This window comes from Mesorhizobium sp. M0152, assembly GCF_040322415.1.
Taxonomy (GTDB): Bacteria; Pseudomonadota; Alphaproteobacteria; order Rhizobiales; family Rhizobiaceae; genus Mesorhizobium.
This window is the reverse complement of record NZ_JAMYTH010000003.1, coordinates 262870-289071: the sequence shown is the minus strand read 5'-3', so window position 1 is coordinate 289071 and position 26202 is coordinate 262870. Positions and strand designations below refer to the sequence as shown.

21 protein-coding genes are annotated in these 26202 nt (G+C 63.2%); 12 read left to right on the top strand and 9 right to left on the bottom strand.

Features of this window, described 5'->3' with window-relative positions; translation table 11 throughout:
• Positions 1-43 precede the first annotated feature (43 nt).
• The 4 genes from NKJ26_RS05265 to NKJ26_RS05250 all read right to left on the bottom strand — a co-directional run bounded on the left by NKJ26_RS05265 (position 44) and on the right by NKJ26_RS05250 (position 4530).
• Positions 44-1066: a zinc-dependent alcohol dehydrogenase family protein gene (locus NKJ26_RS05265; RefSeq protein WP_352694235.1), complete on the bottom strand. Its 1023-nt coding sequence runs from the start codon at positions 1064-1066 to the stop codon at positions 44-46.
• 19 nt (positions 1067-1085) lie between these two features.
• Positions 1086-2867 (bottom strand): TRAP transporter large permease, encoded by a 1782-nt coding sequence (locus NKJ26_RS05260; RefSeq protein WP_352694292.1) that lies wholly within the window; start codon positions 2865-2867, stop codon positions 1086-1088.
• Positions 2867-3451: a TRAP transporter small permease subunit gene (locus tag NKJ26_RS05255; protein ID WP_352694233.1), complete on the bottom strand. Its 585-nt coding sequence runs from the start codon at positions 3449-3451 to the stop codon at positions 2867-2869. The genes NKJ26_RS05260 and NKJ26_RS05255 overlap by 1 nt, the downstream gene beginning before the upstream one ends.
• 173 nt (positions 3452-3624) lie before the next feature.
• Positions 3625-4530, bottom strand: coding sequence for a branched-chain amino acid ABC transporter permease (locus tag NKJ26_RS05250; protein ID WP_352694231.1), 906 nt, complete (start codon positions 4528-4530; stop codon positions 3625-3627).
• A 145-nt stretch (positions 4531-4675) separates the two neighbouring features.
• On the opposite strand from NKJ26_RS05250, the gene NKJ26_RS05245 reads away from it, so the two are divergent.
• From NKJ26_RS05245 to NKJ26_RS05200, 10 genes are all read left to right on the top strand, one after another.
• A complete protein-coding gene (locus NKJ26_RS05245; protein WP_352694290.1) occupies positions 4676-5287 on the top strand; it encodes a CGNR zinc finger domain-containing protein in 612 nt (203 codons plus the stop codon).
• Positions 5280-5819, top strand: coding sequence for a hypothetical protein (locus NKJ26_RS05240; protein WP_352599933.1), 540 nt, complete (start codon positions 5280-5282; stop codon positions 5817-5819). Before NKJ26_RS05245 ends, NKJ26_RS05240 begins: the two co-directional genes overlap by 8 nt.
• 177 nt (positions 5820-5996) lie before the next feature.
• Complete coding sequence (locus NKJ26_RS05235) at positions 5997-9518, top strand: indolepyruvate ferredoxin oxidoreductase family protein (protein WP_352694229.1); 3522 nt, start codon at positions 5997-5999, stop codon at positions 9516-9518.
• A 141-nt stretch (positions 9519-9659) separates the two neighbouring features.
• Complete coding sequence (locus tag NKJ26_RS05230) at positions 9660-11975, top strand: putative bifunctional diguanylate cyclase/phosphodiesterase (protein ID WP_352694226.1); 2316 nt, start codon at positions 9660-9662, stop codon at positions 11973-11975.
• Between the two features lie 390 nt (positions 11976-12365).
• Positions 12366-13055, top strand: a complete 690-nt coding sequence (locus tag NKJ26_RS05225) for an N-acyl amino acid synthase FeeM domain-containing protein (RefSeq protein WP_352694224.1) — start codon at positions 12366-12368, stop codon at positions 13053-13055.
• A 90-nt stretch (positions 13056-13145) separates the two neighbouring features.
• Positions 13146-13295, top strand: a complete 150-nt coding sequence (locus NKJ26_RS05220; protein WP_081689377.1) for a DUF3096 domain-containing protein — start codon at positions 13146-13148, stop codon at positions 13293-13295.
• A gap of 148 nt (positions 13296-13443) precedes the next feature.
• Positions 13444-13668, top strand: coding sequence for an aa3-type cytochrome c oxidase subunit IV (locus NKJ26_RS05215; RefSeq protein ID WP_352694221.1), 225 nt, complete (start codon positions 13444-13446; stop codon positions 13666-13668).
• Positions 13669-13754: 86 nt separating this feature from the next.
• Entirely contained in the window at positions 13755-15029 is a 1275-nt protein-coding gene (locus NKJ26_RS05210; RefSeq protein WP_352694219.1) for a Re/Si-specific NAD(P)(+) transhydrogenase subunit alpha, read from the top strand.
• Positions 15029-15454 carry a proton-translocating transhydrogenase family protein gene (locus NKJ26_RS05205; protein ID WP_032919126.1) on the top strand — a complete coding sequence of 142 codons (426 nt, stop codon included), beginning with the start codon at positions 15029-15031 and terminating at the stop codon, positions 15452-15454. Before NKJ26_RS05210 ends, NKJ26_RS05205 begins: the two co-directional genes overlap by 1 nt.
• Positions 15455-15460: 6 nt before the next feature.
• Positions 15461-16858, top strand: a complete 1398-nt coding sequence (locus NKJ26_RS05200; protein ID WP_352694217.1) for an NAD(P)(+) transhydrogenase (Re/Si-specific) subunit beta — start codon at positions 15461-15463, stop codon at positions 16856-16858.
• A 56-nt stretch (positions 16859-16914) separates the two neighbouring features.
• Here the strand turns inward: NKJ26_RS05200 and NKJ26_RS05195 are convergent, their stop codons facing one another.
• A complete protein-coding gene (locus NKJ26_RS05195) occupies positions 16915-17970 on the bottom strand; it encodes a LysR family transcriptional regulator (RefSeq protein WP_352694215.1) in 1056 nt (351 codons plus the stop codon).
• 55 nt (positions 17971-18025) lie between these two features.
• On the opposite strand from NKJ26_RS05195, the gene NKJ26_RS05190 reads away from it, so the two are divergent.
• A complete protein-coding gene (locus tag NKJ26_RS05190; RefSeq protein WP_352694213.1) occupies positions 18026-18871 on the top strand; it encodes an NAD(P)H-dependent oxidoreductase in 846 nt (281 codons plus the stop codon).
• A 63-nt stretch (positions 18872-18934) separates the two neighbouring features.
• Here NKJ26_RS05190 and NKJ26_RS05185 read toward each other — a convergent pair whose 3' ends face one another.
• The 3 genes from NKJ26_RS05185 to NKJ26_RS05175 form a co-directional block, all read right to left on the bottom strand.
• The gene (locus NKJ26_RS05185) at positions 18935-19852 is read right to left on the bottom strand and encodes a hypothetical protein (protein ID WP_352599949.1); all 918 of its coding nucleotides are present in this window, start codon (positions 19850-19852) and stop codon (positions 18935-18937) included.
• Between the two features lie 240 nt (positions 19853-20092).
• Positions 20093-22564, bottom strand: coding sequence for a DNA topoisomerase (ATP-hydrolyzing) subunit B (gene gyrB, locus NKJ26_RS05180; protein ID WP_352694210.1), 2472 nt, complete (start codon positions 22562-22564; stop codon positions 20093-20095).
• A gap of 425 nt (positions 22565-22989) precedes the next feature.
• On the bottom strand, positions 22990-23559 hold the full coding sequence (locus tag NKJ26_RS05175; RefSeq protein ID WP_352694208.1) for an NADPH-dependent FMN reductase: 570 nt from the start codon (positions 23557-23559) through the stop codon (positions 22990-22992).
• Positions 23560-23748: 189 nt separating this feature from the next.
• On the opposite strand from NKJ26_RS05175, the gene NKJ26_RS05170 reads away from it, so the two are divergent.
• On the top strand, positions 23749-25122 hold the full coding sequence (locus NKJ26_RS05170) for a cytochrome P450 (RefSeq protein WP_352694206.1): 1374 nt from the start codon (positions 23749-23751) through the stop codon (positions 25120-25122).
• A gap of 21 nt (positions 25123-25143) precedes the next feature.
• Here NKJ26_RS05170 and NKJ26_RS05165 read toward each other — a convergent pair whose 3' ends face one another.
• Positions 25144-26121 (bottom strand): complex I NDUFA9 subunit family protein, encoded by a 978-nt coding sequence (locus NKJ26_RS05165; protein ID WP_352694204.1) that lies wholly within the window; start codon positions 26119-26121, stop codon positions 25144-25146.
• Positions 26122-26202: the final 81 nt, after the last annotated feature.

The window sequence follows — 26202 nt, the reverse complement described above, 5'->3', positions numbered from 1 at the left end:
AAACGCTCTTAGCTGACAATCCGCGAAAGCCAGCACCTCAGCCTCAGCCCGGCACCACCAGCACCTTGACCTCGCCAGGAGCCGGCGGATTGGCGATCACCGTCGCGGCCTCTTCGAGCGTCACCTGCCTTGAGATCAGCCGGTCGATCTCGATTGCACCCGACGCAATAAGATCGGCGGCGCGGCGATGGGTGTAGGGATTGAGGAAGGAGCCCAGCACTTTAAGCTCGCGGAACAGCAGGTCGAAGGGCTCGAATTCCGCTTTCATGCCTTGCGGCGTCACGCCGACGATGACGACCTTCCCGCCGGCCCGTGCCAGCCGCATCGACTGCTCGACGGTCTCTCGCACGCCGGCGCACTCGAACACGACATCGGCACCGCCCGGCATGAGGCCGGCCGGCCCGGCAACGGCATCGGCGACATCGGCTGCGGTTGGATCGATCGTCGCCGTGGCCCCGAGATCCTCGGCAAGCGCGCGCCGCGAGGCTTGACGCGTCGACAGGATGATGGTGGTGGCGCCGGCCAGCCGCGCTAGTTGCACCGTAAGCTGCCCGATCACGCCGCCGCCAAGCACGACCACCGAGCTGCCAGCTGTGATTTCGGCAAGGTCCATGCCGTGCAGGCAGCAGCCGAGCGGCTCGCAGAACGCGCCATGGGTGGGCTTCAGGCCGGCCGGAAGGATGAAAGCCTGTTTCTGCGGCACAATGACATAGTCGGCGAAGCCGCCGTCGCGATGGATGCCGATGGCGCTGAGATTGCGGCACAGGTTGACCCGACCGGCATGGCACTGCGGGCAGCGTCCGCAGGCGATGTTGGGATCGCCGGTGATGCGGTCGCCGATTGCAAAACCCGAAACGTCCGCGCCGATCGTTTCGATGATGCCCGAGAATTCGTGCCCGGGCGTCACCGGCGGTCTGCAGGGAAACTCGCCGTGGAAAAGATGCCGGTCGGTGCCGCACACGCCGCAGGCTTCGATCCGCACTAGAAGATCGTCCGGTCCGGGGACAGGTTTGCGTATTTCGCGCAACGCGATGCTGCCCACCGCTTCCAGCCGCACTGCTTTCATGGTGTTGCCAGCTCCGGCATCAGTTGAAGCTCGGCGGCTGCGACAGGTCCGGCTGGGGGGCCGCCGGCTTGGCGGGCGGCGAGTCGCCGAAATTCGGCGGCTGCGACAGATCGGAGCCCGGCTGCGCGCCGCCATTGGCCGGCGCGGTGCCGGTATCGGCAGGCGGTGCGCCGAGCGGCGTCAGGCCGGGTATCTCGGGCACCTTGTAGTCGATCGTGCCGGAGTCGGCCGCCGTACCCTTGTAGTGCATCACCATTTGCGGAAAGGCGATGGTCAGCCCGATCATGATCACCTGGATGCAGACGAAAGGCACTGCGCCCCAATAGATCTGGCCGGTGGTGACCGGCGCGACCTGCTTGCCAGTGAGGCGGTCGAGATAGGGCACGCGGGCTGCCACCGAGCGCAGGTAGAACAGCGCGAAGCCGAACGGCGGATGCATGAAGCTGGTCTGCATGTTGACGCCGAGCAGCACGCCGAACCAGATCAGGTCGATGCCGAGCTTGTCGGCTGCCGGCGCCAGCAGCGGCACGATGATGAAGGCGAGCTCGAAAAAGTCGAGGAAGAAGGCAAGAAAGAAGACGAGCAGGTTGACGCCGATCAGGAAGCCGGTTTCGCCCCCCGGCAGCGAGGTGAGCAGATGCTCGACCCAGATATGCCCGTTGACGCCGTAAAAGGTCAGCGAGAACACCCGCGCGCCGATCAGGATGAACAGCACGAAAGACGACAGCCGGGTCGTGGAGGTCAGCGCCTGCTTGATGACATCCAGCGATAGCCGTCCCTTGACCGCCGCCATGATCAACGCGCCGACCGAGCCCATGGCGCCGCCCTCGGTAGGCGTTGCTATGCCGAGGAAGATGGTGCCCAGCACCAGGAAGATCAGCGCCAACGGCGGGATCAGCACGATGATCACCTGCTGCGCCAGCCTGGACATCATGTTGATCTTCAGGCCTTTGTCGGCGATAGCCACGATGTAGATGAAGATGACGCCTGCCGTGGCGCCGAGAATGTCGGCATTGTCGCCATGGGCCGGCGCGAAATAGCGATAGGCCGCGTAGGAAACCGCGGCTGTCACCAGCAGCGCCGCTATCAGCGACAGTACGCCGTGGCCGAGCGTGCGGGCCTCGAGCGGCAGCGCCGGCATCGATTTCGGCCGGATGATCGACATGATCAGGATGTAGAGCATGTAGAGGCCGGTGAGCACGATTCCCGGGATCAGCGCGCCCGCGTACATGTCGCCGACGGAGCGGCCGAGCTGGTCGGCGAGCACGATCAGCACCAGCGACGGCGGGATGATCTGCGCGAGCGTGCCCGACGCGGCGATGACACCGGCCGCAACGCGGCGGTCATAGCCATAGCGCAGCATGATCGGCAGCGAGATCAGCCCCATGGCGATGACGGAAGCCGCCACAACGCCGGTGGTGGCGGCCAGCAGCGCGCCGACGAATATCACCGCATAGGCAAGGCCGCCGCGGATCGGTCCGAACAGTTGGCCGATCGTGTCGAGCAGGTCCTCCGCCATGCCCGATCGCTCGAGCACGATGCCCATGAAGGTGAAGAACGGAATGGCAAGCAGCGTGTCGTTCGACATCACCCGGCTGCCGTAGAAATTGTCCGGCAGCGCGTGCAGCAGCGGCCAGGCTAGATTGATCGACCCACCGGAATAGGGCGAGAGGAGCACGCCGATGAAGAAGAACATCAAGCCGTTGGCGGCCAGCGAGAAAGCGACGGGGTAGCCGATCAGCAGGAAGATGATCAGCGAGGCGAACATGATCGGTGCCATGTTCTGGGCGATGAACTCGATCACGAGCGCACCTCGTCGGCCAGCGCCTTGGCTTCGAGCTCGGCCTGCTCATGCACCGATATAAAAGGATTGGGATCGTCCATGTCGCCGCGCATGATGGCGATCTTCTTGATGATCTCGGAGATGCCCTGCAGCGCGAGCAGTAAGAAGCCGGCCAAAAGGATGGCCTTGGCCGGCCAGATGATCAGCCCGCCGGAGTTGTTGGACATCTCGCCGCTGCGAAACGACAGCGACACATAGGGAACGAAATAGATCACCATCAGCGTCACGAACGGCATCAGGAAGAAGAGATGGCCGAGAAGGTCGATCCAGTGCTGCACGCGGCGCGAAAACATGCCGTAGACGACGTCGATTCGGATATGGTCGTTCTGCTTCAGCGTGTAGGCGGCGGCCAGCATGAAAGCGGCGCCGAACAGGTACCATTGCAACTCCAGCCAGGCATTCGACGAAATGTCGAACACCTTGCGTATGATGGCGTTGCCGGCGCTCACCAAGATGGCCAGCAGGATCAGCCACGATACCCATTTGCCGATGAATTCGTTGGCGCGATCTATGGTCCTGGATAGAGCGAGAAGCCCTGCCATGCATTCCTCCCTGGTATTGGAGGCGTGTCGGCTCCCCTTATCCGTCACGCCGCCTGGCCCAACCGTATGCCGCGCGTGGCAGCACGGGTCAACAAGGGATAGAGCCAGCAAAGCATCACCAAGCGAATGGCGTCGGGATATCCCCGCGTCATGCGACCAAAGTCTGATGAGGGTCAGGCGATCTTGCCCGTGTCGCGACCGGCGCCGATCAGGATCAGCATGGCGACCAGGAACAGATACATCCACGCATCGCGCCATTCGACCGGGAAATAGCCGGCCCACAGCGATTCGGCCATGCCGAAGGCGGCCGCTCCCAGCGCCGCCCGCGGCGGCGAGAGATAGCCGCCGACCGCCGTCACGAACAGGATCTTCAACCCGTAGACGAGCCCGGACCCGAAGCTGACATTGCCATAATAGAGGCCGGCCATGATCCCGGCCAGCGCGGCGCAGAAGCCGCCGAACAGCACCGCATGCCGGAACACGCCGCGCACGTCGACACCGCACATGGCTGCGGCCTTGGGGTCGTCGGAAACGGCGCGCCAGCGGCGACCGAAGCTCGAGCGGGCGAATGCCCAGGTGGCCAGCAGGATTGCCGTCAGCACCACTGCGCAGTCGAGCAACTGGATCAGCGTCAGCGTCGCCTTGAAGCTTGGGCCTTGGGCAAAGACGATCGGCTGCGCCAGCATGGGAGGCAACCACAGATCATGCGTGTCGGCGGCGATGCGGCTGGCCTCCGACAACAGCAGCAGGATGCCGAGCGTCGTCACCACGATGGCATTGGGCGAGCGGTCGGCCAACGGTTCGAAGACGCTGCGCGACAAGACGTGGCTGACCAGCCCGGCGTAGAGGAAGGCGGCGGCTATGCCGAGCGTCACCGCCGCGAGCAGCGTCAGCCACAGCACTTGATAGCCGAAGGCCGCGGTGAGGATCATCGTCTGGCCGCAAAAGGCGAACAGCGCGCCATAGGCAAGGTTGGTGCGGTGCAGGATGCCGTTGGTCAGCACATAGCCGAACGCGAGCAGCGCATACAGCGCACCCGAATGCAGCCCGTTCAGCACCTGCTGGAAGAAATAGAGCATGCCAGACCCTCGGAGCACGTCGACCAAAAGTGCGCAGCGGTTTGGCGGCGTGCTCAAGCCAGGGGTAGTGGATACCGCAACCGAAGGCGAGATTTGCATTGCTGAATCTAACTTGTCAAATGCGATTTATCGGTTAGTTTCGGGCATGACCGTATCCTGGACACCGCACCGGTTCACCGGCGGCCTGCTCGCGCTCGACACCGCGAACACCGTCGTGCTGCGCGGCGATCCGGAGAAGACGTTCGACCGCTTCGATGATCCGGTCGAGATCGCTCGCTTCGCCGATGCCGCTAGCGGCTTCCGCGCCTCTGAACTCGGTGGCAGGCCTCTGGTGGTGTCCTCACCCGTGGCGATCGCACCTGTGGTGCTGTCGATCCGCGAGACGACGGACCGGCTGTTCCGCGGCGCGGTGTCGAACGGTGCGGTCGCCACGGCGGATCTCCCTGGGTTCCTGAGAGCCTGTGCCGACGGCCTGGCGGGCAGCCGGACCGGGATCGGCGCGCCGGGGAGGCCTTTCGGCGACCCGGCAACGCCGATCGCCTTCGAGGCGGCGCTCGCGGTTTCCGCCCTGTCGCTGCTGCGCGACGACACCATCGCGAGGCTGAGGATCTGTCCCAACTGCACCTGGCTGTTCGTCGACAGGAGCCGAAATGCCAGCCGCCTTTGGTGCGACATGGCGGTGTGCGGCAATCGTCAGAAGGCAAGTCGCCATTATCGCCGCCGCCGCATGGCGGCCAATGAGGTCAAACATGCTTAGAGGATTTTCCCGTTCGGTCGTCGTCGGTGCCGCACTGGCTGCCGCCGTCGCGCTCGGCGCTTGCCGCGACGCCGGCAAGGAGGGCGAGGGGAGGCTGTTCGAGATTTCGGGCAAGATATTTGTCTTCAACTACCGCCTCGCCCGGGCGACCTATGTGGTCACGCTGCGGCCCCTGAAGCCGATGGGAGAGGGCCAGGTGGCGGTCGCCAGCTTCCAGAATCCGGCCGGCGGCGCGCCGCTGGTGGTCGAGCAGAAGGTCTGGCCGAAGCTCGACAAGGTTACGCTGGAGAGCCCGGCGCTGACTTGCGTCGTCAAGAACAAGCCCTATGCGATCGCCATCAGCATCAAGGGTGCCGACGGTGCGGTCCTCCAGAAGATCGACACCACACTGATGTCGACGGAAGACCAGTCGGTGCTGCCCGACCGCCCGCTGGTCATCGACCAGCTCTATACGCCCAATCCCGATCTCGTCGGCCATCCCGACGGCAAGCTGCCGGGCGAACCGAAGCCGGATTGCTCGAAGGGGACCTGACGCGTCGTTGCCAGACTCGTCGCGGCGAAATTTTCGTTCGCCGGGCCACGTTAGCAGGCCGGTTTCGTACCGGATTCGGAAATGGCGGCGAACGTTCGTTGCGCGCCGCCTGGCACCTGCGATTTTGTTTGACCTCACTTGCAAGGGAAGAAAGGATGCGTCATCCGACTCCCGACGTTGGCTGCCTGCCCCCGCGCGCCTTCGCAGAGGAAATGCCTGATGACGCTGCATGATGTCGCGCTCGACGACAAGTTCGATTTGGGGAAGGAGCGCATCTTCCTATCCGGCGCGCAAGCGGTCATCCGCATGCTTCTGATGCAGCGCGAACGCGACCGTCGTGCGGGTCTGAACACGGCCGGCTTTGTCTCCGGCTATCGCGGCTCGCCGCTAGGCGGCCTCGACATGCAGCTGTGGAAGGCACAGAAGCAGCTCGCCCAGGCCGATATCGTCTTCCAGCCCGGCCTTAACGAGGAACTGGCGGCAACCGCTTGCTGGGGGGCACAGCAGACGGAACTGCTGGGCGAGGGCACCCATGACGGCGTCTTTTCGGTCTGGTACGGCAAGGGGCCTGGCGTGGATCGCTCGGGAGACGTCTTCCGTCACGCCAATCTCGCCGGCTCGTCCAAACATGGCGGTGTGCTCGCTTTGATGGGCGACGACCACATGGCCGAATCCTCGACCAATGCGCATGCCACCGAATTCCTGTTCGTCGACACCATGGTGCCGATCCTAAACCCGGCCGGCGTCCAGGAGATCATCGACTACGGCCTATACGGCTTTGCCATGTCGCGCTTTGCCGGCACCTGGGCGGCGATCAAATGCGTCAAGGACAATATCGAATCGACGGCCTCGGTCGATGCCGCGCTCGAACGGCTCGATATCGTCGTGCCGGATTTCGCCATGCCGCCGGGCGGCCTCAACATCCGCCATGAGATCGACATGCTCGGTCAGGAGGAGCGGCTGCATGAATACAAGCGCGCCGCCGCTTCCGCCTTCATCCACGCCAACGGGCTGAACCGCATCGTCTATTCCGGCGGCCGCAGCCCCAAGCTCGGTATCATCACGCTGGGCAAGAGCTATCTCGACGTCCGCCAGGCGCTCGAGGACATTGGCGTCGACGAGGCGGCCGCCAACCGCATCGGCGTGCGGCTGTTCAAGGTCGGCTGCCCATGGCCGCTCGATCTGCAGCATATCGCCGAGTTTGCACGCGGCCTGGACACCATCGTCGTCGTCGAGGAGAAGCGCTCGCTGATCGAGGTGCAACTGCGCGAGAGCCTCTACGGCACCGCCACGCAGCCCATCATCGTGGGCAAGAAGGATGAGCGAGGCGACTGGCTTTTCCCGGCCAAGGGCGCGCTCGATCCCAACGAGATCGCCATCGCGCTTGGCGAGCGGATCGTCAGGACCATCGGTCCGTCCGAGGAGATCTCGGCGCGGGTGGCCAAATTGCGCCAGTTCCAGGCAATGCTTGCCGACGCCACCGACATCGGCTCGCGCACGCCCTTCTTCTGCTCGGGCTGCCCGCACAATTCCTCGACCAAGGTGCCGGACGGCTCGATCGCCGCGGCCGGCATCGGCTGCCATTTCATGGCCCTCTGGATGGACCGCAACACGCTCGGCTTCACCGCCATGGGCGGTGAGGGCGCGCAGTGGGTCGGCCAGGCGCCCTTCTCCAAGCGCGATCACATTTTCCAGAATCTCGGCGACGGCACCTACAACCATTCCGGCACGCTGGCGATCCGCTTCGCGCTGTCGTCGGGCGCCAACATCACCTACAAGATCCTCTACAACGACGCCGTCGCCATGACCGGCGGCCAGCCGCATGAGGGCGGCCTGACGGTTGACATGATCGCCCGGCAGGTGCGGGCGGAGGGCGTCGAGCGCATTGCCATCGTCACCGATGAGCCCGACAAATATGCGGGGAAGGCGGAATTCCCGGCCGGCGCCACCATCCACCATCGCGACGACCTCGATCTCGTCCAGCGCGAGTTGCGCGGCATCAGGGGCGTCTCGATCCTGATCTATGACCAGACCTGCGCCGCCGAAAAGCGCCGCCGCCGCAAGCGCGGCACCTTTCCCGATCCCGACAAGCGCATCTTCATCAACGAGCTGGTCTGCGAGGGCTGCGGTGATTGCGGCGTGCAGTCGAACTGCGTCTCGATCCAGCCGGTCGAGACCGAATTCGGCCGCAAGCGCAGGATCGACCAGTCGAGCTGCAACAAGGATTTTTCCTGCGTCAACGGCTTCTGCCCCTCCTTCGTTACCGTGCACGGCGCCAAGATCCGCAAGGCCGAAGGCCTGGCGGGCAAGACCGATCCGCTCGAAGGCGTGCCTGTCCCTGCCGAATTCCCGCTTGGCGAGCAAGGCTGGGCGGCGATCATCGACGGCGTCGGCGGCACCGGCGTCGTCACCGTCGGTGCGGTGCTCGGCATGGCGGCGCATCTCGAGGACAAGGGCTGCGGCATGATAGACATGGCCGGCCTCGCCCAGAAGGGCGGCTCGGTGTTCACCCATGTCCGCATCGCCCGCACGCCTGACGACATCCACGCCATCCGTGTTTCTGCGGGGAAGGCCGACCTCGTGCTTGGCTGCGATCTCGTCGTATCGGGCGCCAAGAAGGTGCTGACCGCGGTGCGCGAGGGCCACACCATCTTCCTCGCCAACACCGCTGAGATCATGCCCGGCGAGTTCGCCCGCTCGGCCGATTTCTCGTTGCCGGTCGAGCGCCTGAAGAAGGCGATCCGCGCTGCCGCCGGCGACGACAAGGCACATTTCTTCGACGCCACCCGCACCGCCACCGCCCTGTTCGGCAATTCGCTCGGCGCCAACATGTTCATGCTCGGCTTCGCCTTCCAGCATGGCGGCCTTCCCCTTTCGGCCGAAGCTATTGAAAAGGCCATAGGATTGAACGGCGAAGCGGTGGCTATGAACATTGCCGCCTTCCGCTGGGGCCGCCGTGCCGCACATCAGCCGGATTTCGTGCGCGGCCTTGTCGCCCAGCCGGGCAAACCAGGGCAGGCCGCTGCTGTCGCCGAGACGCTGGACGACATCATTGCCCGCCGCGTCGCCTTCCTCACCGCCTATCAGAACGCCGCCTACGGCAGGCGTTATGCCGACAGGCTGGCTGTCCTGCGCGCCGCCGAGGCCAAGGCCGTGCCAGGCTCAACCTCGGTGACCCTGGCGGCGGCCAGGAACCTGTTCAAGCTGATGGCGATCAAGGATGAGTACGAGGTGGCACGGCTCTATACGGACGGCTCCTTTGCCGCCGAGCTTGGCAAACAGTTCCAGAGCTACAAAAAACTCGAATTCCATCTCGCGCCGCCGGTCATGGGCCGTCGCGGCAACGACGGCAAACCGAGGAAATCGAGCTTCGGCCCCTGGATGATGAAGGGTTTTCGCCTGCTGGCGGCGATGAAGGGCTTGCGCGGCACGGCCTTCGACCTGTTCGGCTATACCGAAGAGCGGCGCATGGAGCGCCAATTGCTGGCGCAATACGAGGCCGATCTTAGGCTTGTCACCAACTCAGTGGCCCCCGGCAACGTCGATGCGGCGATCGCCCTTGCCTCGGTGCCGGCGCTCATCCGCGGTTATGGCCATGTCCGGCAAGCCAGCGCAGAAAAGGCCGCCGGCGAGCGCCAAAGGCTTATCGCTCGCCTGTCGAACACGCCTTCGCGACCGGAGCTTCAAGCCGCTGAGTGATCGGTACGCGTATTTACCGATGCCTTGATTTTCCCACTCTGTCCTGGATCTGCGCGCCCTCGGCAGCCGAGCCGGCCCCACTGTTCTAAGCTTTTCTTAAGGCGGGTGTGGCATGACAGGGCCTAGCGTTGGGCCGACGATATGGGCAGAACAAAGACCGAAAACATCCCGGCGGATGTTTATATCCAGTTTGTGCGGTCGTTGTTCGACAACGCCCACATGCTGGTGATCGGCGGCGCGTGCTACTGGATCCTCGGATTCATGATCTTCTTGCACACGCGCAATCCGTTGTTCCTGGCTTTTTCCTTTGTTCTGCTGTCCATCAGCCTTTTCCGCTATTTCGGCATTCGCGGCTTCCAGAAGGCGGGCGGCGTAATAGCCGATGTCGAAGAGGCGCAGCGATGGGAGCGCAACTACATCCTCAAGGGCAGCCTGCAAGGGCTCGGGTTGGGCGCACTATGCTTCATATCGATCTATGTGTATCCCGATCCGTTCGCCGAAATGGTGGCGACGTCGCTGAGCTTGGGAACCCTGGTCACGGTTGTCGGCCGGAATTACGGATCCCCGCGCATGGTGCGGATTTTTTCCGTGACGTTCATCGGTCCGGCAGCTCTCGCACTCTTGCTGCGCATGGATCTTCCCTCGGTCGTTTTCGGGCTGATGATCATCCCGATGACTTTCATCACGATCAACAGCGCCGACCACGTCCGCAACGTGCTTTTCTCGGCGGTCATCGGCCATAAGGAAGCAAAGACGCTCGCGCACAGGTTCGATCGCGCCCTCAACACAATGTCGCACGGCCTGGTCATGCTTGACCCGGACGGCAGGGTGGCTGTGGCCAACGCCGAGGCCGCGCATCTGATGTCGCTGAGGTCGCCCGATGAGTTGCTCGGGCGCTCGATTCACGGCCTCCTGATGCGCGGCGTCGCGGGTGGCATGCTGGCGCCGAAGGACTGCCGCTATATCGAGGCGCAGCTGACGCGGGCGCTGCGCGAGGGCCGCGACCGCAAGGTGCTGGTTTCTCTCGCCAACGGCCAGCACTATGAATTTTCGGCCCGAGAAGGCAGCCAGGATCTGGGTGTTATCACCTTCGAGGACGTCACCGCCCGTGTCGAGGCGGAAGACAAGATCCGATCCATGGCGCGCTACGACAATCTCACCGGCCTGCCCAATCGTGCTTATTTCCACGAACTGGTCGGCGAGGCCATGGCCTCAGGCGACCGCGACCGTCTGTGTGGCCTGGCGGTGCTCGACCTCGACGACTTCAAGAGTGTCAACGACACGCTTGGGCATCCGATCGGAGACGGCCTGATCTACGCGGTCGCCGAACGGCTCGCCGCCATTGCCGGGCAAGGCATCACCATCAGCCGTTTCGGCGGCGATGAATTCATGGTTTTCTTCGACCGTGTCGAGGACGAGAGCCATCTGGCCAGCCAGACCGACGAAATCTTCGCAGCGCTGCAGGGGGAAGTGGACGTCGCCGGCCACGGGCTACGGATCCAGGCCAGCGGCGGCGCCGTGCTGTCGCGGGTCAGGGACAGCGATGTCGACGCCATGATCGTCAAGGCGGATCTGGCGCTCTACAAGGCCAAGGAGCTTGGCAAGAACGGCTGGCGGCTGTTCGAAGCCGCCATGGATGCCGCGTTCCGCAACCGTCAATCGATGAAGGCGGATCTGCGCGGTGCGGTGGAAAGCAAAGCCCTGCGCGTAGTCTATCAGCCGATCGTGGCGATGAGCACCATGCGTATCGCCAGCTGCGAGGCGTTGTGCCGCTGGGACCATCCCGATCTTGGGCCGGTTTCGCCCAGCACCTTCATTCCGCTGGCAGAGGAAATCGGCATCATATCCGAGATCAGCACCTTCGTGCTGGAGGCGGCTTGCGCGGAATGCGCCAAATGGCCGGACCAGACCAGCGTCTCGGTCAATCTCTCCGCCAAGGATTTCCGCAACCGCGACGTCGTCCAGAAGGTTCGTGATGCGTTGGCCAGTTCCGGCCTCGCCCCTGGCCGGCTGGAGATCGAGGTCACCGAAACGGCGTTGCTCGACGACAAGTCGCTGACGCGCCAGTACATCGAGGAACTGAAACAGCTCGGCGTGCGCATTGCCCTCGACGATTTCGGCACCGGTTATTCGAGCCTGAGCTACCTTCACAAGCTGCCGCTCGACAAGATCAAGATCGACCGGTCGTTCCTGATAGACGTCACCCAGAACCCGCGTTCGCTGGAACTGCTCAAGGGCATCGTCAACCTGTCGCGGCCGCTGGGACTTTCCGTAACCATCGAAGGCGTCGAGACCTTTGAGCAGCTCAAGATCCTGGCCTTGCAGGTCAAACCGGATCTCGTGCAAGGCTTCCTTTTCGGAGCCGCGCTTAGTGCGTCGGGTATCGAGACGATGTCGAATGTCACCTGGCCATTCGCAGCTGACCTGCGTCTCACCGGCAAACGGACAGCCAGTTAGTGTTCGAAGCTCGCTTGATTTAGATCCCCGGCTTCTTTCGATTATCGCACTGCCCTTGATGTCGACTTGTGAACTTCAGGATACCAGTCCTGCCGCGATTCTGCTTCGCGCAACGCCGTGAAAAAGGGTCTTCCTCAGAGCCCGCTTGAAGGATGAACGCAGGCGCGGGCGCCCGGCTGATCCCAAGGCTGCTGACATTCTCAGGCGCGCCCTCGTTAAGGTTAACGAAAGGTAAATCAATAACTTCCAAATTTCAGCTTGTGTCTCATTTCAACTCGAATAGCCTATTCGTAGGCGGAATTTCGAGGACAGATAATGAATGCTGCAGGGGCTGCAAGGGATACGGCTGGCGCGGTCGGATCAGCCGGGGATTCGGTGCTGAATCGATCGATGATGCAACTGCTGGAGCATGTCGATTATCGCCTCATTACCGGGGGCGAGGATTTGGAGGCGATTTATCGACTTCGCTATAAATCCTATCTGCGCTCAGGCATGTGCGGCCCAATCGCCAGCGGGATGTTCGAGGATCGCTGGGACAATCTGCCCAATTCCTACCGGTTCGGTGTCTATTTCTATGGCGAATTGGTCAGCACCATCCGCTTCCATTACATTTCTAGCGAGCACCCGAATTCGCCCTCCGTCGATGCCTATCCGGAAATACTGATCGAGCGACTTGCCCGCGGCGAAACCTTCATCGACGGAACCCGGTTCGCAACCGATCCCGACGGCGCGCCCGCGCCCGGAGTGCTGCCGTTCCTGACGCTCAGGCTTGCCATGGTGGCCTCGCTCTATTTTGGCCAGAACTCGGTGCTGACGCCGGTCAAGGTCGACCATTCCAATTTTTACGCCCGTTACTTCAATGCCGTGCAGAGGACCGAGGCTAAGGAATTTCCGGGCGTTCTCACCCGGATTGCCCTGTTCGAAATCCCTGCCGGCGAAAATATGCGCCGGACACTCGAACGGTTCCCATTCTTCAGGTCGACGCCGACCGAACAGCGGCTGATGTTTGCCAATCCGGCCATCAACCGGCTGACACCCCTATCCATCGTGCCGACGGCGAAATATCATCGCGCTGCCTGAATGGAGTTCTGCCCATCCGCCGCGGAGCTTCCCCGCGCGCTGCCGTAGCCCCGCGCTTCGTCCGGATCGTTCATCCGAAAGGAACCCGATATGACTGTTTCCACGCTCGCGCTCACTCCGCTTATCTCGTTGATCGCCGGTGTGCTGATCCTGGTGATGCCACGGCTGTTGAACTATATCGTCGCGCTTTACCTGATCGTCGTCGGCCTGCTCGGGCTTTTCCCGCACCTCGCTGGCTGAGGCCAGGAGCAGGCCGGGCGCCCTGACGTCGGCCGCAATTTCAAATTTCCCTTGAGGCAGTTGTCGGCTGCGATGCGGCAATAGCGCCATTGCTCTCGGCCCGGCTTTTCGCTATGTGCCTGAAAGATGTCTTCGAAGGGGTATTCCTATGGCTGACCACACGCCGACCGGTCCTGTAGAACTGGGCGCGAAGATGGATTACGCCGAGCATGATCGCACCTATGCGGGCTTTCTCATGCTGGCCAAATACGGATCGCTTTTCTGCGGCGCCATGCTTCTGGCTATGGCTTTCGGCTTCTTCGCGGGCGGCTTCTTTTCAGCGGTCATCCTGTTCGTCCTGATCATGGCCGTTGGCGCCTTCATTCTGCGGTAGACCTTCCAAAACCTCATTGCCTTTGACGTCGCCGGGGCCCCGGCCGACATTTTGCGCAAGCAGGTTCCAGCCGAAAGGATCATGCGGTGGGACAGACGGTTTTCATCCCTCGTGAGCTCGACGCGAACGAGCCGCGCGTCGCGGCCTCGCCCGACACGGTGAAACGGCTGGCGGGACTGGGCTTCGGCGTCGTCGTCGAGACGAGCGCCGGCACCAGGTCGCGCATCACCGATGAGGAGTTCGCCAAGGCCGGCGCCACCATCGGCAAGGCCGGCGATGCCGCCAAGGCCGATGTCGTGCTGAAGGTTCGCCGGCCGACGGATGCCGAACTGAAGGGCTACAAGCCCGGTTCGGCTGTGATCGCCATCATGGATCCCTATGGCAATGATGCCGCCGTGGCAGCCCTGGCTAAGGCCGGCGTCACCGCCTTCTCGATGGAATTCATGCCGCGCATCACCCGGGCGCAGTCGATGGACGTGCTGTCCTCGCAGGCCAACCTCGCCGGCTATCAGGCGGTGATCGACGGGGCCTCGGAATACGACCGGGCGCTGCCGATGATGATGACGGCGGCGGGTACGGTTCCGGCGGCGAAGATCTTCATCATGGGTGTCGGCGTCGCCGGCCTGCAGGCAATCGCCACGGCAAGACGGCTCGGCGCGGTCGTCACCGCCACCGACGTTCGCCCCGCCGCCAAGGAACAGGTCGCCTCGCTCGGCGCGAAATTCCTAGCGGTCGAGGATGACGAGTTCAAGGCCGCTGAGACGGCGGGCGGCTACGCCAAGGAAATGTCCAGGGAATACCAGGCCAAACAGGCGGCATTGACCGCCGAACACATCGCCAAACAGGACATCGTCATCACCACGGCGCTGATCCCCGGCAGGCCGGCGCCGAAGCTGGTGTCCGCCGCCATGGTCGCCTCGATGAAGCCGGGTTCGGTGATCGTCGACCTTGCCGTGGAGCGCGGCGGCAATGTCGAAGGCGCTCAGCCGGGCCAGGTGGTGACCACGGCCAATGGGGTCAAGATCGTCGGCCATCTCAATGTATCCGGTCGCGTCGCCGCATCCGCCTCGCTGCTCTACGCCAGGAACCTGTTCGCCTTCCTCGAGACGCTGGTCGACAAGACGACGAAGACGCTGGCCATCAATCGCGGCGACGATCTGGTCAAGGCGACGATGCTGACCGACGGCGGCAAGATCGTCCATCCCGCCTTCGCCAGGGCCGAGCAGCAGCCCCATGTCGAGCCGGCCGCCATCCAGGCCACGACCATGGTCGCCGACGCTTCGGCCAAGCCGAAGAAGGCCGCGCCCAAGAAACCGGCCGCACCCAAGTCGCCCTCGTCCAAGTCGAAAGGCATTGCGTGATGGACCAGACCTTGCAGAAAGCCCTCGACCAGCTCGACCAGGCAAGCGCTGCCGTCCGGCTCGCGGTGCAGAATCTCGCGAATGCTCCAGGCGGTGCCGAGGCGGCCGGTGACGCCGCGCATGCGCTTTCCGGCGGCGCCATAGATCCTTTCGTCTTCCGCTTCGCCATCTTCGTGCTGGCGATCTTCGTCGGCTATTACGTCGTCTGGTCGGTGACCCCTGCTCTGCACACGCCGCTGATGGCCGTCACCAACGCCATCTCCTCGGTCATAGTCGTCGGCGCGCTGCTTGCCGTCGGTATCGCGGCTTCCGGCGTTGCCGCCGGCTTCGGCTTCGTCGCGCTGATGCTGGTGTCGGTCAATATCTTCGGCGGCTTCCTCGTCACCCAGCGCATGCTGGCCATGTACAAGAAGAAGGACAAGTAGAGCGCCATGAACGCCAACTTCGCCTCCTTCCTCTATCTGGTTTCCGGCGTCCTGTTCATCATGGCGCTGCGCGGCCTGTCGCATCCGACCACCAGCCGCCAGGGCAACCTCTACGGCATGATCGGCATGGGCATAGCCATCGCCACCACCCTGGCGCTGGCGACCCCGTCCGCCGGTCGCTTCGGCCTGATCGTGCTCGGCCTCGCCATCGGCGGCGGCGTAGGCGCCGTCACCGCGCGACGCATCGCCATGACCTCGATGCCGCAGCTGGTAGCTGCCTTCCACTCGCTGGTCGGCCTCGCCGCAGTCATGGTTGCGGCCGCGGCCATCTACGCACCGGAAAGTTTTGGCATCGGCACGGATGGAGACATCCATGCCCAGGCCCTGATCGAGATGAGCCTTGGCGTCGCCATCGGCGCCATCACCTTCACCGGCTCGGTCATCGCCTTCCTCAAGCTCGATGGCCGCATGTCCGGCAAGCCGATCATGATCGGCGGCCGTCACTTCATCAACGCCGCCCTCGGCATCGCCCTGATCGTGCTGATCGTGCTCCTGGTGGCAACGGAATCGAAGCTGGTCTTCTGGCTGATCGTCGCCGCTTCCCTGGTGCTCGGCATCCTCTTGATCATCCCGATCGGCGGCGCCGATATGCCGGTCGTCGTCTCGATGCTCAACTCCTATTCCGGCTGGGCGGCGGCGGCCCTCGGTTTCACGCTCGGCAATCTGGCGCTGATCATCACCGGTGCGCTGGTCGGCTCGTCCGGCGCGATCCTGTCCTACATCATGTGCAAGGGCATGAACCGAAGCTTCATCTCGGTCATCCTTGGCGGCTTCGGCGGCGAGACGGCGGCTGCGGCCGACGACGGCATCGAGCGCACGGTCAAGCAAGGCTCGGCCGACGATGCCGCCTACCTGATGATGAACGCGCAGAAAGTCATCATCGTGCCGGGCTACGGCATGGCGGTCGCCCAGGCGCAGCATGCGCTGCGCGAAATGGCCGACAAGCTCAAGGCCAATGGCGTCGACGTGAAGTATGCCATTCATCCTGTGGCGGGCCGCATGCCTGGCCACATGAACGTGCTGCTGGCCGAGGCCAACGTGCCTTACGACGAGGTGTTCGAGCTCGAGGACATCAACTCCGAATTCGCGCAAGCAGACGTAGCCTATGTCATCGGCGCCAACGACGTCACCAACCCGTCCGCGCGAGATGACAAGAGCTCCCCTATATTCGGCATGCCGATCCTCGACGTCGACAAGGCGCGCACCTGCCTGTTCGTCAAACGCTCGCTCGGCTCCGGCTATGCCGGCATCGACAACACGCTGTTCTACAAGGACGGCACCATGATGCTGCTCGGCGACGCCAAGAAGATGACCGAAGAGATCGTCAAGGCCATGGATCACTGATCCGGATGGGCAACGAACACGGCTGACAATGAGGGGCGCAGTCGGCCCCTCCGTCGTCACCGATGGTCGGCGTTCGCGGCGACACCGCCGCGCTCCCTGTTCCAGGCGTTGATCATCGAGACAATGGCCTCCCGGATCCAGCGTTGGCCGCTGTGTCCATGAACGCGCTCGTGCCACACCATGCCCACCGCAAACCCTTCCACGGGGAACGGACACTCGATCAGCTTCAGCTCGTCGGTCCGATCGTGCACCAGCCGTTCCGGGACCAGGGCCACGAAGTCGGACTGTGCCACGATCTCGGGAACGAACAGGAATGAAGCCGCCGAGAGCACCACATCGCGGCTGTGTCCAAGTGCAGCCAGGGCTGTATCAACAGGAGTGACGAAGTCACCTCCGATCAGGGACACGATCACATGCTCCATTCGAGCATATTCCTCGACCGTGATCCGGTCCCGCAGCCGCGGATGATCGCGACGGCCGATGAGTACATAGCGCTCGTCGAACAGGTGCCTCATGCGAAGACTTGGCGGCGCGGCCTGCGGCGTCATGAGCGCCAGATCGATGTCGCCGCGCCCCATTTGGGCTGCAAGCTGCGGCAGATCAAGATTGCGCATCGCCACGCGCACCCCGGGCGCGCTCATCCTGAGTTTCATGACCAGCGGCCTGACGATCGCTGCCTGCAGGTAGTCCGTGCAGGCGATGGTAACCGTCAGCCTTGCCCTTGAGGGGTCGAAGTTTCTGTTCGTGGTGACGGTGGCGCGAACCTGATCGAGGGCGTGGCGCAAGGGATCGAGCAGTTCGATCGCTTTGGCGGTCGGCGTCATTCCGCGCTGCACGGGGATGAGCAGCGGATCGTCGAACACATGCCTGAGGCGATTTAGCTGGGCGCTGACCGCCGGTTGACTGAGGTGGAGGCGTGCGGCCGCCTTGGTCACGTTCTGCTCCACCAGCAACGCTTCCAGTGTGATCAGGAGGTTCAGGTCGAGGCGGTTGCTATCCATGGCTTGGATGGTAGCCGAATATTTTTGCGATTTCCAATATAGCTCGCGGCAACGCAAAGTCCGCCGGTCGAGAGAGAAGGGCGGCCCAGAACCGTTGCGCGCGGTAGCCATGGCTGTGCGCTCCGCCTGGAGCGCATGAGACGGGCTCCTCTTATCCCGGTCTCAAATGGAGAAGAAAATCATGACGAAGACAGTTCTGATCGTTCATGCACAACCTGAACCCACATCGCTGACGCACACCCTTGTCAATGTCGGTGTCCAGACACTTGAGAAGCAAGGACACAAAGTCCTGCTGTCCGACCTGTACGGCATGAACTGGAAGGCCACGTTCGACGAACATGATTTTCCATCGCGACTCGACCACAGCCGGCTCGGGTTCATTGCCGAGTCGGAGCATGCCTATGGCAACGGTCTGCAGACCGTGGATGTCGAAGCCGAGCAGGAAAAAATCCTCGCCGCTGACGCCGTCATTTTGCAGTTTCCACTCTGGTGGTTCGGCATGCCGGCGATCCTCAAGGGCTGGGTCGACCGCGTCTTTGCATATGGCCTGGCGTACGGTTTCAAGGGCGCCGGCAACAAATATCGCTATGGCGATGGTGCCCTGAAGGGCAAGCGGGCAATGCTGTCCGTGATGGTCGGCGGCCCGGAGAAAGACTATTCGCCGCGAGGTATCAACGCGCCGCTCGAGCAGTTGCTCTTCCCCATCACCCACGGCACGCTGTTCTTCCCCGGCATGGACGTGCTGCCCACCCATGCGGTCTACGGCGCCGTCGGCATCACCGCGGAAGGCGTGGCGGCGGCGCGGGAGAGTTGGCGTCTTCGTCTCGAAGGTCTCTTTGAGGCCCCGCCTATTCCCTTCCGGCCGCAAAACGGCGGCGACTATCCGAACGGCCACATCCTGGCCAGTCATGTTGCCGTCGGCCAAAGCGGATTGCTGGCGCATATAGCGGACAGGCAACCTGCCCCGCGGTCCGTCGAGACGGCCCCTCAACCTGTCGGCAATGAAGCGTAAGACCCACAGCATCGAACAAAAAGCCCCGCTGCCGGGCCTCTTGTTCGATGCGGGGTAGTCAATTCAGCGGCTGCTCAGGAACACCGCTTCCTCGTCGTCGCGCTGCTTGCCGCCAAGGGCTGCCGCGGCACTGGCGATGAAAGCGCCGACGACCAGCGACAGAGCGCCAAGCAGTGCGAAGGTCGCGCTGGCTTTCCTGGCGGTGTCGGCCGCTTGCTGGGCCTTCACCTTGGCGTCCTGTGCCTTTGCGAGCAACGTATCGACGCGCGTCTTGGCGTCTGCTTCGGAAAGCCCGGTGCGGGCGGCTACCAGCTGCGCAAGATAGGTCTTGTCGTCAGCCGAGACTTCTCCCGCCGCGGCACTTGCGATCAGGATGCGCGATGCCTGCGCGGCCGCTGCCGCATCGGTTTGCGGATTGGCGGCCGCCAGCCTTGCGGCATCCGCCGGCCTGAACAAGGAATCCACCAGGTAGGATGTAGCATTGTCGGTCGATGCGCCGCCGGAATTGGCCGATGCACCGGCCGAAGCGCCCAGCGCCGCGCCGGAAGCCACGGTGGAGACAGCCTGGACGCCTGAACCGACCGCCGCTGACAGGGCCGAGCCGAGGACGCCGACGACCAGCAATGTTGCCAGTGCCCAGGCGAGAAAGCCATGCGCCGTGTCGCGGAAATAGATCTCGTCGGTGTGGACGCCCACCCATTTGGTGCGCAGCCGCCCGGCAAGATAGCCGCCAACGCCGGCTGACAGCCATTGCACGACGATCAGCCAGATGGCCGTGGAAACCGCGAAGGTGGTGACTGAGGCGCTCGAACCCGCCCAAGGCGATACCATACTCAGCCCCAGGCCGGAGCCGAGAAGCATCAGAATGAAGGTCAGCGTCGAGGCCGCGAAAGCGCCGGCCACGATCGGTCCCCAACTGACGGCAGTGGCAGAGGATTCCGTCGAAACGGGATCATCGACAACCGATAGGGTCGACTGCATGGAAGCCCCCTATCGCATGAAAAGCAGGAGGAGAATGATAATCGGGATCGGAACCCCGAGCAACCAGAGCAAGATGCCGCGCCCCATGGCAGCCTCCTTTGCAAGAAATCGTGATCGATACTGTCACAATGCTTGAAAGGGTCTTCCGTTCCGGTCGGCCTTCAAATCACTTGTTGCGGCAGAAGAGATATTGGCGCCTCAACAAGGCGCGCCAATATCGCAAACTTCACCAGCGAGACTTCAAATATCGAGATTGGCAACCGATAGCGCGTTATCCTGGATGAATTCGCGCCTCGGCTCGACCTCGTCGCCCATCAGGCGCGAGAACAGGCTGTCCGCATCGGTCGCATCGCTGACCCTGACCTGGAGGAGCGAGCGCACATTCGGGTCAAGCGTGGTTTCCCAGAGCTGCTCGGCGTTCATTTCGCCAAGCCCCTTGTAGCGTTGCATCGTCAGGCCCTTGCGGCCGGTCGCAAAGACCGCGTTGAGCAGCGCCAGCGGCCCCGAAACGGTTTCGGAGACATCCTTGCGGCGCAGCACCGGTGGCGTCCCGTAAACCTCACTGAGGCGCTGTGCGTAGCGGTCGAGCTGGCGGGCATCGGCCGAATTGATCAGTGCCATGTCGAGATGGGCATATTCCTTGACGCTGCGCACCGTACGCTCGAAGACGTAGCCGCCGCTGCCCTCATTCGAGGTCGACATGCGGCCTGTCCAGCCGCGCTCGGTGTCCTCGGCAATGATGTCGAGGCGTTGTGCAACCCGCTCGGCCATGTCATTGGCGCGGCCGAGATCGCTAAAGACGTCTGGGTTGAGCCCGCCCGCGATCGCGGCCTGTTCGACGACGCCCCTGTTGTAGCGCGTGTGCAGGCCGTTGATGAGCTGGCGCACAGCCAGTGCATCGTCGATGGCGCCGCGCAGATCCTGTCCGGCGCGAACCTCGCCGGAGCCGAGCGTAAGCGAGGCCTCTTCGAGCCCCGAGCCGATCAGGAACTCCTCGAAAGCGCTCTCGTTCTTGATGTATTGCGAGCTCTTGCCGCGCGTGACCTTATAGAGCGGCGGCTGGGCGATGTAGAGATGGCCGCGCTCGATCAGCTCCGGCATCTGCCGGAAGAAGAAGGTCAAGAGCAAGGTCCGGATGTGGGCGCCGTCGACATCGGCATCGGTCATCAGGATGATCTTGTGATAGCGCAGCTTGTCGGCATTGAACTCGTCCTTGCCGATCGATGTGCCGAGCGCGGTGATCAGCGTCCCGATCATGTCGGAGCCGAGCATGCGGTCGAAGCGTGCCCGCTCGACATTGAGGATCTTGCCGCGCAAGGGAAGAATGGCCTGGTTCTGGCGCGAGCGGCCGCCCTTGGCCGAGCCGCCGGCCGAGTCACCCTCGACGATGAAGATCTCGGATTTCGCCGGGTCGCGCTCCTGGCAGTCGGCCAGCTTGCCGGGTAGCGAGGTGACGCCGAGCGAGCTCTTGCGGGTGATGTCGCGCGCCTTGCGCGCGGCTTCGCGCGCCGCCGCGGCCTGGATCACCTTGTCGATGACAATCTTGCCTTCGGCCGGATGCTCTTCCAGCCAGGTGCCGAGCGCCTCGTTGACCAGCCCTTCGACCACCGGACGGACCTCCGAGGAGACCAGCTTGTCCTTGGTTTGCGAAGAGAATTTCGGGTCGGGAACCTTGACCGAAAGCACGGCCGTCAGTCCTTCGCGGCAATCGTCGCCGATCAGCGACACCTTTTCCTTCTTGGTCAGGCCCGAAGTATCGCCGTATCCGGTGACCTGGCGGGTCAGCGCGCCGCGAAAACCGGCCAGATGCGTGCCGCCGTCGCGCTGCGGGATGTTGTTGGTGAAGGCCAGCACGTTTTCGTGGTAGCTGTCGTTCCACCACATCGCCACTTCGACGGTGATGCCGTCGCGCTCGGCCTTGATGGCGATAGGCTTCACGATCAGCGGCTTCTTGACCCGATCGAGATATTTGACGAATTCCTCGAGGCCGCCATCATAGTGCAATTCATGGCGCACGATGTCGGCATGCCGGGCATCGGTCAAAACGATGCGCACGCCTGAATTGAGGAAGGCGAGTTCGCGCAGCCGGTGTTCCAGCGTGCCGAAGTCGAACTCCACCATGGTGAACGTTTCGGCTGACGGAAAGAACGTGATTTCGCTGCCGCTGCGTCCCTCATAGGTGCCCGGCTGCTTGTTCTGCTCGTAGGTGCCGGTCACCTTCAGCGGCGCGTCGGCATTGCCGTGCGTGAAGCTCATCTCGAAGATCTGGCCGTTGCGGCGGATTTTCAGCCTCAGCCATGCCGAAAGTGCGTTGACCACGGAGACGCCGACGCCATGCAGGCCGCCCGACACCTTGTAGGAGTTCTGGTCGAACTTGCCGCCGGCATGCAGCTGCGTCATGATCACTTCGGCCGCCGAGATGCCTTCGCCGGTGTGGATATCGGTCGGAATGCCACGGCCATTGTCGATGACGGTCACCGAACCGTCGGGGTTGAGCGTCACGGTTACGAGGTCGGCGTGCCCGGCCAAAGCCTCGTCGATGGCGTTGTCCACCACCTCGTAGACCATGTGATGCAGGCCCGAACCGTCGTCGGTGTCGCCAATATACATGCCAGGCCGTTTGCGGACGGCATCCAACCCCTTCAAAACCTTGATGGAATCGGCGCCGTACTCGGCTGCCGCGCCGTTGGCGTTCTCAGTCTGGTCGCTCATGAAAACCTGTTATCTAGATGCCGCTTGTACTGCGCGAAAATTGGTCCCGAATCGGGCCTTTGATATTGCCTAGATATAGGCGCTAAAGGCGGTTTTTCCAAGGTTTGCAGGCATTTCCCCAGGACAACGAATCCGGGTTGACGGGTTGCTCTGGAGCGTTCGCCGGCGCGTTGGTTGAGAAGCATCAACCATGGATGGATATCTACCATGGCGGAGGTCACGAAGTCAAGGAAAAAAATCCTATCATGAAAAGCTGCCGGTGCCGTCTGGCCTTTTTGCCAACCTGAGTACGGAGCCCTGGGCATTTCCCAGGGGACGGGCCGACTACGGACGACGCGCGTCGATCTTCGCCAGCCGGTCCCTGAAAAACTTGATGATGAACTTGTATCTTGGCGCCAGCCGACCGCTGCGGTCGAGTTCCAGCGTTATATCGAGCGCATCGGTTTCAACGCCTGGCTCCAGCGCAACAGTTCGTCCAGCATGGTCTTGGCACCGCCCCGCACGTGTTCGCTCGGCAGGAAAGAGCCGTCAGTCTCGAGCAGTTTCTGATAGAGCGGCAAGGAAACACCTTCAGGGATCGGCATTATTCCCACGGCGGTCAGCAGCGGCTTGACCGCTTGCGCGGCGCGCAGGCCGCCGGAGACACCGCCATAGCTGAGGATGGCGGCGGGCTTGTATTTCCATTCGCGTGCGAGATAGTCGATCGCGTTGACGATCGCAGGCGCCACGAAATAATTATATTCCGGCGCCACGAACACAAAGGCGTCGGCGGCGTCGATCGCCTTCGACCAGGCCTTGGTGTGGTTGTTCTGGTAATTGCCGAGCCTTGGATGATGCGGCTCGTCCAGCACCGGCAGCTTGAAGGTGTCGATGTCGGTCAGCACCGGTTCGAATTTCCCGTGCTCGCGCGCGAATGTCTCCAGCCACTCGGCGAAAACCGGTCCGGCGCGGCCGGGCCGGGTGCTGCCGATGATGATGTTCAGCTGGTGCTTCAAGGCTGGCTCCTTCGATTGGCGGTATCCGTTGGTAACTGTCACTACGGCAGCGCGTGCCGGTGGACAAGGTGCGACGTTCGGGGGAGCGGTCACGATCGGATGAACGGCCGTCCGCCTTCACATTTCAGCCTCGGTCGCATGGACGCCCGGAGTGCCAGTCACTACATTGGTGCATCAGCGGAGCACTCCATGGATACGCAGCCCGCCCCCTTCGTTCCTCCAGCGCCGAAGCCGCGCACATCGCCGCCTTCGACGCTGGAGATGATCCGCATCGTCTATCGCAATCCGCTCGAACTGTGGGGCGAGCCAACCTACAACGAGCCGTGGATTTCGGTGAATGGTGTTGGTGGGCATCTGGTCATTGCCAACGATCCCGGCCTTATCCGCCATGTGCTGGTCGACAATGCCAAGAACTACAAGATGGCCACGGTACGCCAGAAGATCCTGCGGCCGATCCTGCGCGATGGCCTGCTGACCGCCGAGGGCGAGGTCTGGAAGCGGTCGCGCAAGGCGATGGCGCCGGTGTTCACGCCGCGCCACATTTTTGGCTTTGCCCAGCCGATGTTGAAGCGCACGCTGGAGTTCGCCACCCGCTACGAAGACGGCGGCACGTCCGATATCGCCCAGGACATGACGCTGCTCACCTACGACATCCTGGCAGAGACGCTGTTCTCAGGCGAGATATCAGGCGAGCCGGGCAGCTTCGGCAACGAGATCGACCGTCTGTTCGAGACCATGGGCCGCGTCGATCCGCTCGACCTGTTGCGGGCGCCCGACTGGCTGCCGCGGCTGACCCGCATCCGCGGCCGCAAGACCATGGCCTATTTCCGCAAGATCGTCACCGACACGGTCAAGATGCGCGAAGCAAAGTTCAGGCGTGATCCCGATGCCGTGCCGCAGGATTTCCTGACGCTGCTGCTCAAGGCCGAAGGCCCCGACGGACTGACGCGGGCCGAGGTCGAGGACAACATCATCACCTTCATCGGCGCCGGCCACGAAACCACGGCGAGGGCGCTGGGCTGGACGCTTTACTGCCTTGCCGAATCCCCATGGGAGCGCGACAGGGTCGAGCGGGAGATCGACCAGGTGCTGGCGCGCGAACCCGATCCGACGAAATGGCTCGATGCGATGCCGTTGACCCGCGCGGCTTTCGACGAGGCGCTCAGGCTCTACCCGCCGGCGCCGTCGATCAACCGCGAGCCGATCGTACCGGAGATGTGGAAGGATCTTTATATCCCAAAACACGCCGCGGTGCTGGTGATGCCGTGGGTCGTGCATCGCCACCGTAAACTGTGGGACAGGCCCGACGCCTTCCTGCCCGAACGCTTCCATCCGGGAAACCGCGAAAAGATCGACCGCTTCCAGTATCTGCCGTTCGGTGCGGGGCCGCGCGTCTGCATCGGCGCCAGCTTCGCCATGCAGGAGGCGATCATCGCACTGGCCATCCTGCTGTCGCGCTTCCGCTTCGATGCCACGGCCGAAACGAAGCCCTGGCCGGTACAGAAACTGACCACGCAGCCGCAAGGCGGTTTGCCGATGCGGATCACGCCCCGCCATCGCTGAGAGTTGCAATCCCTGCTGGAACTACGCTGCGGGCCTGCGCTGCTGGAACTGGCCGGCGGCGCGGAAGCGCCAGAGGTAGCTCGGCAGGATGCTCCCGATCGACTGCGGCTGGATGCCCAGCCCGGCGAATGTCCGGTTGGCCTTGTTGGCGGCATCCGAAACGATGTTGTGTTCGCGCAGCTGCATCACCTGATCCTTGGTCAGCAGCGGATTGGGCAACAGGCCGAGGATCGAGGCCTGGATGTTGGCCACCCACCACGGCACGGGCACCAGCAGGCGCTTGCGCTCGACCACGGCGAGCAGCTCTTCCATGCATTCCTTGAAGGTCAGCACCTTGGGGCCGCCGAGCTCGTAAATCTGGCCGCGATCGATCTTACCATCGACCGAGCGCGCTACCGCTTCGGCGACGTCGCCGACATAGACCGGCTGGAATTTGGTCTGGCCGCCGCCGATCAGCGGCAGCACCGGCGAATAACGCGCCATATTGGCGAAGCGATTGAAGAAGCTGTCCTCGGGCCCAAAATTGATCGACGGCCGGAAGATGACGGCATCGTTGATCGTTTCCAGCACGGCCTTTTCGCCAAGCGCCTTGGTGCGGGCATAGTCGGATGGGGACTGAAGATCCGCCCCCAGCGCCGAAACATGGGTCAGGCCGGCGCCGACGGCGCGCGCCGCTTCGGCCACGGCCCGTGCGCCGAACTCGTGGACGGCGGAGAATTTCTGCCGGCCGCTCTCGTGCAGGATGGCGACAAGGTTGACGACATGGTCGGCACCTTGAACGGCGCGGTCGACGGACCAGCGCACGCGCACATTGGCTTGCACCGGCTGGATCTGGCCGACATTGCCGAGCGGCTGCAGGTGCCCGGCGAGATCGGGCCGCCGGCAGGCGACCCGGATGCGATAGCCGCGCTTGGCCAGCGCGCGCACGACATGGCGGCCGACAAAGCCTGATCCGCCAAAGACGACGACGAGCTTCGGGGTCTGCAGGATTTCGGTCATGGCTGGCTCCGGCGCTCGCAAGCTTGGCTGAAGCCGTTTCATAATCCGTTTCGCGCCAAAGGCAAAGGGCGACGCGTGGTC

What these genes read in the sequence shown, in the direction of transcription:
- NKJ26_RS05255 (WP_352694233.1), bottom strand. Translation starts at nt 3,451, where the DNA reads ATGGCAGGGCTTCTCGCTCTATCCAGGACCATAGATCGCGCCAACGAA.
- gyrB (WP_352694210.1), bottom strand. Translation starts at nt 22,564, where the DNA reads ATGAGCGACCAGACTGAGAACGCCAACGGCGCGGCAGCCGAGTACGGC.
- NKJ26_RS05195 (WP_352694215.1), bottom strand. Translation starts at nt 17,970, where the DNA reads ATGGCTACCGCGCGCAACGGTTCTGGGCCGCCCTTCTCTCTCGACCGG.
- NKJ26_RS05205 (WP_032919126.1), top strand. Translation starts at nt 15,029, where the DNA reads ATGGACCAGACCTTGCAGAAAGCCCTCGACCAGCTCGACCAGGCAAGC.
- NKJ26_RS05190 (WP_352694213.1), top strand. Translation starts at nt 18,026, where the DNA reads ATGGAGAAGAAAATCATGACGAAGACAGTTCTGATCGTTCATGCACAA.
- NKJ26_RS05265 (WP_352694235.1), bottom strand. Translation starts at nt 1,066, where the DNA reads ATGAAAGCAGTGCGGCTGGAAGCGGTGGGCAGCATCGCGTTGCGCGAA.
- NKJ26_RS05240 (WP_352599933.1), top strand. Translation starts at nt 5,280, where the DNA reads ATGCTTAGAGGATTTTCCCGTTCGGTCGTCGTCGGTGCCGCACTGGCT.
- NKJ26_RS05170 (WP_352694206.1), top strand. Translation starts at nt 23,749, where the DNA reads ATGGATACGCAGCCCGCCCCCTTCGTTCCTCCAGCGCCGAAGCCGCGC.
- NKJ26_RS05220 (WP_081689377.1), top strand. Translation starts at nt 13,146, where the DNA reads ATGACTGTTTCCACGCTCGCGCTCACTCCGCTTATCTCGTTGATCGCC.
- NKJ26_RS05245 (WP_352694290.1), top strand. Translation starts at nt 4,676, where the DNA reads ATGACCGTATCCTGGACACCGCACCGGTTCACCGGCGGCCTGCTCGCG.
- NKJ26_RS05200 (WP_352694217.1), top strand. Translation starts at nt 15,461, where the DNA reads ATGAACGCCAACTTCGCCTCCTTCCTCTATCTGGTTTCCGGCGTCCTG.
- NKJ26_RS05185 (WP_352599949.1), bottom strand. Translation starts at nt 19,852, where the DNA reads ATGCAGTCGACCCTATCGGTTGTCGATGATCCCGTTTCGACGGAATCC.
- NKJ26_RS05225 (WP_352694224.1), top strand. Translation starts at nt 12,366, where the DNA reads ATGATGCAACTGCTGGAGCATGTCGATTATCGCCTCATTACCGGGGGC.
- NKJ26_RS05215 (WP_352694221.1), top strand. Translation starts at nt 13,444, where the DNA reads ATGGCTGACCACACGCCGACCGGTCCTGTAGAACTGGGCGCGAAGATG.
- NKJ26_RS05165 (WP_352694204.1), bottom strand. Translation starts at nt 26,121, where the DNA reads ATGACCGAAATCCTGCAGACCCCGAAGCTCGTCGTCGTCTTTGGCGGA.
- NKJ26_RS05230 (WP_352694226.1), top strand. Translation starts at nt 9,660, where the DNA reads ATGGGCAGAACAAAGACCGAAAACATCCCGGCGGATGTTTATATCCAG.
- NKJ26_RS05250 (WP_352694231.1), bottom strand. Translation starts at nt 4,530, where the DNA reads ATGCTCTATTTCTTCCAGCAGGTGCTGAACGGGCTGCATTCGGGTGCG.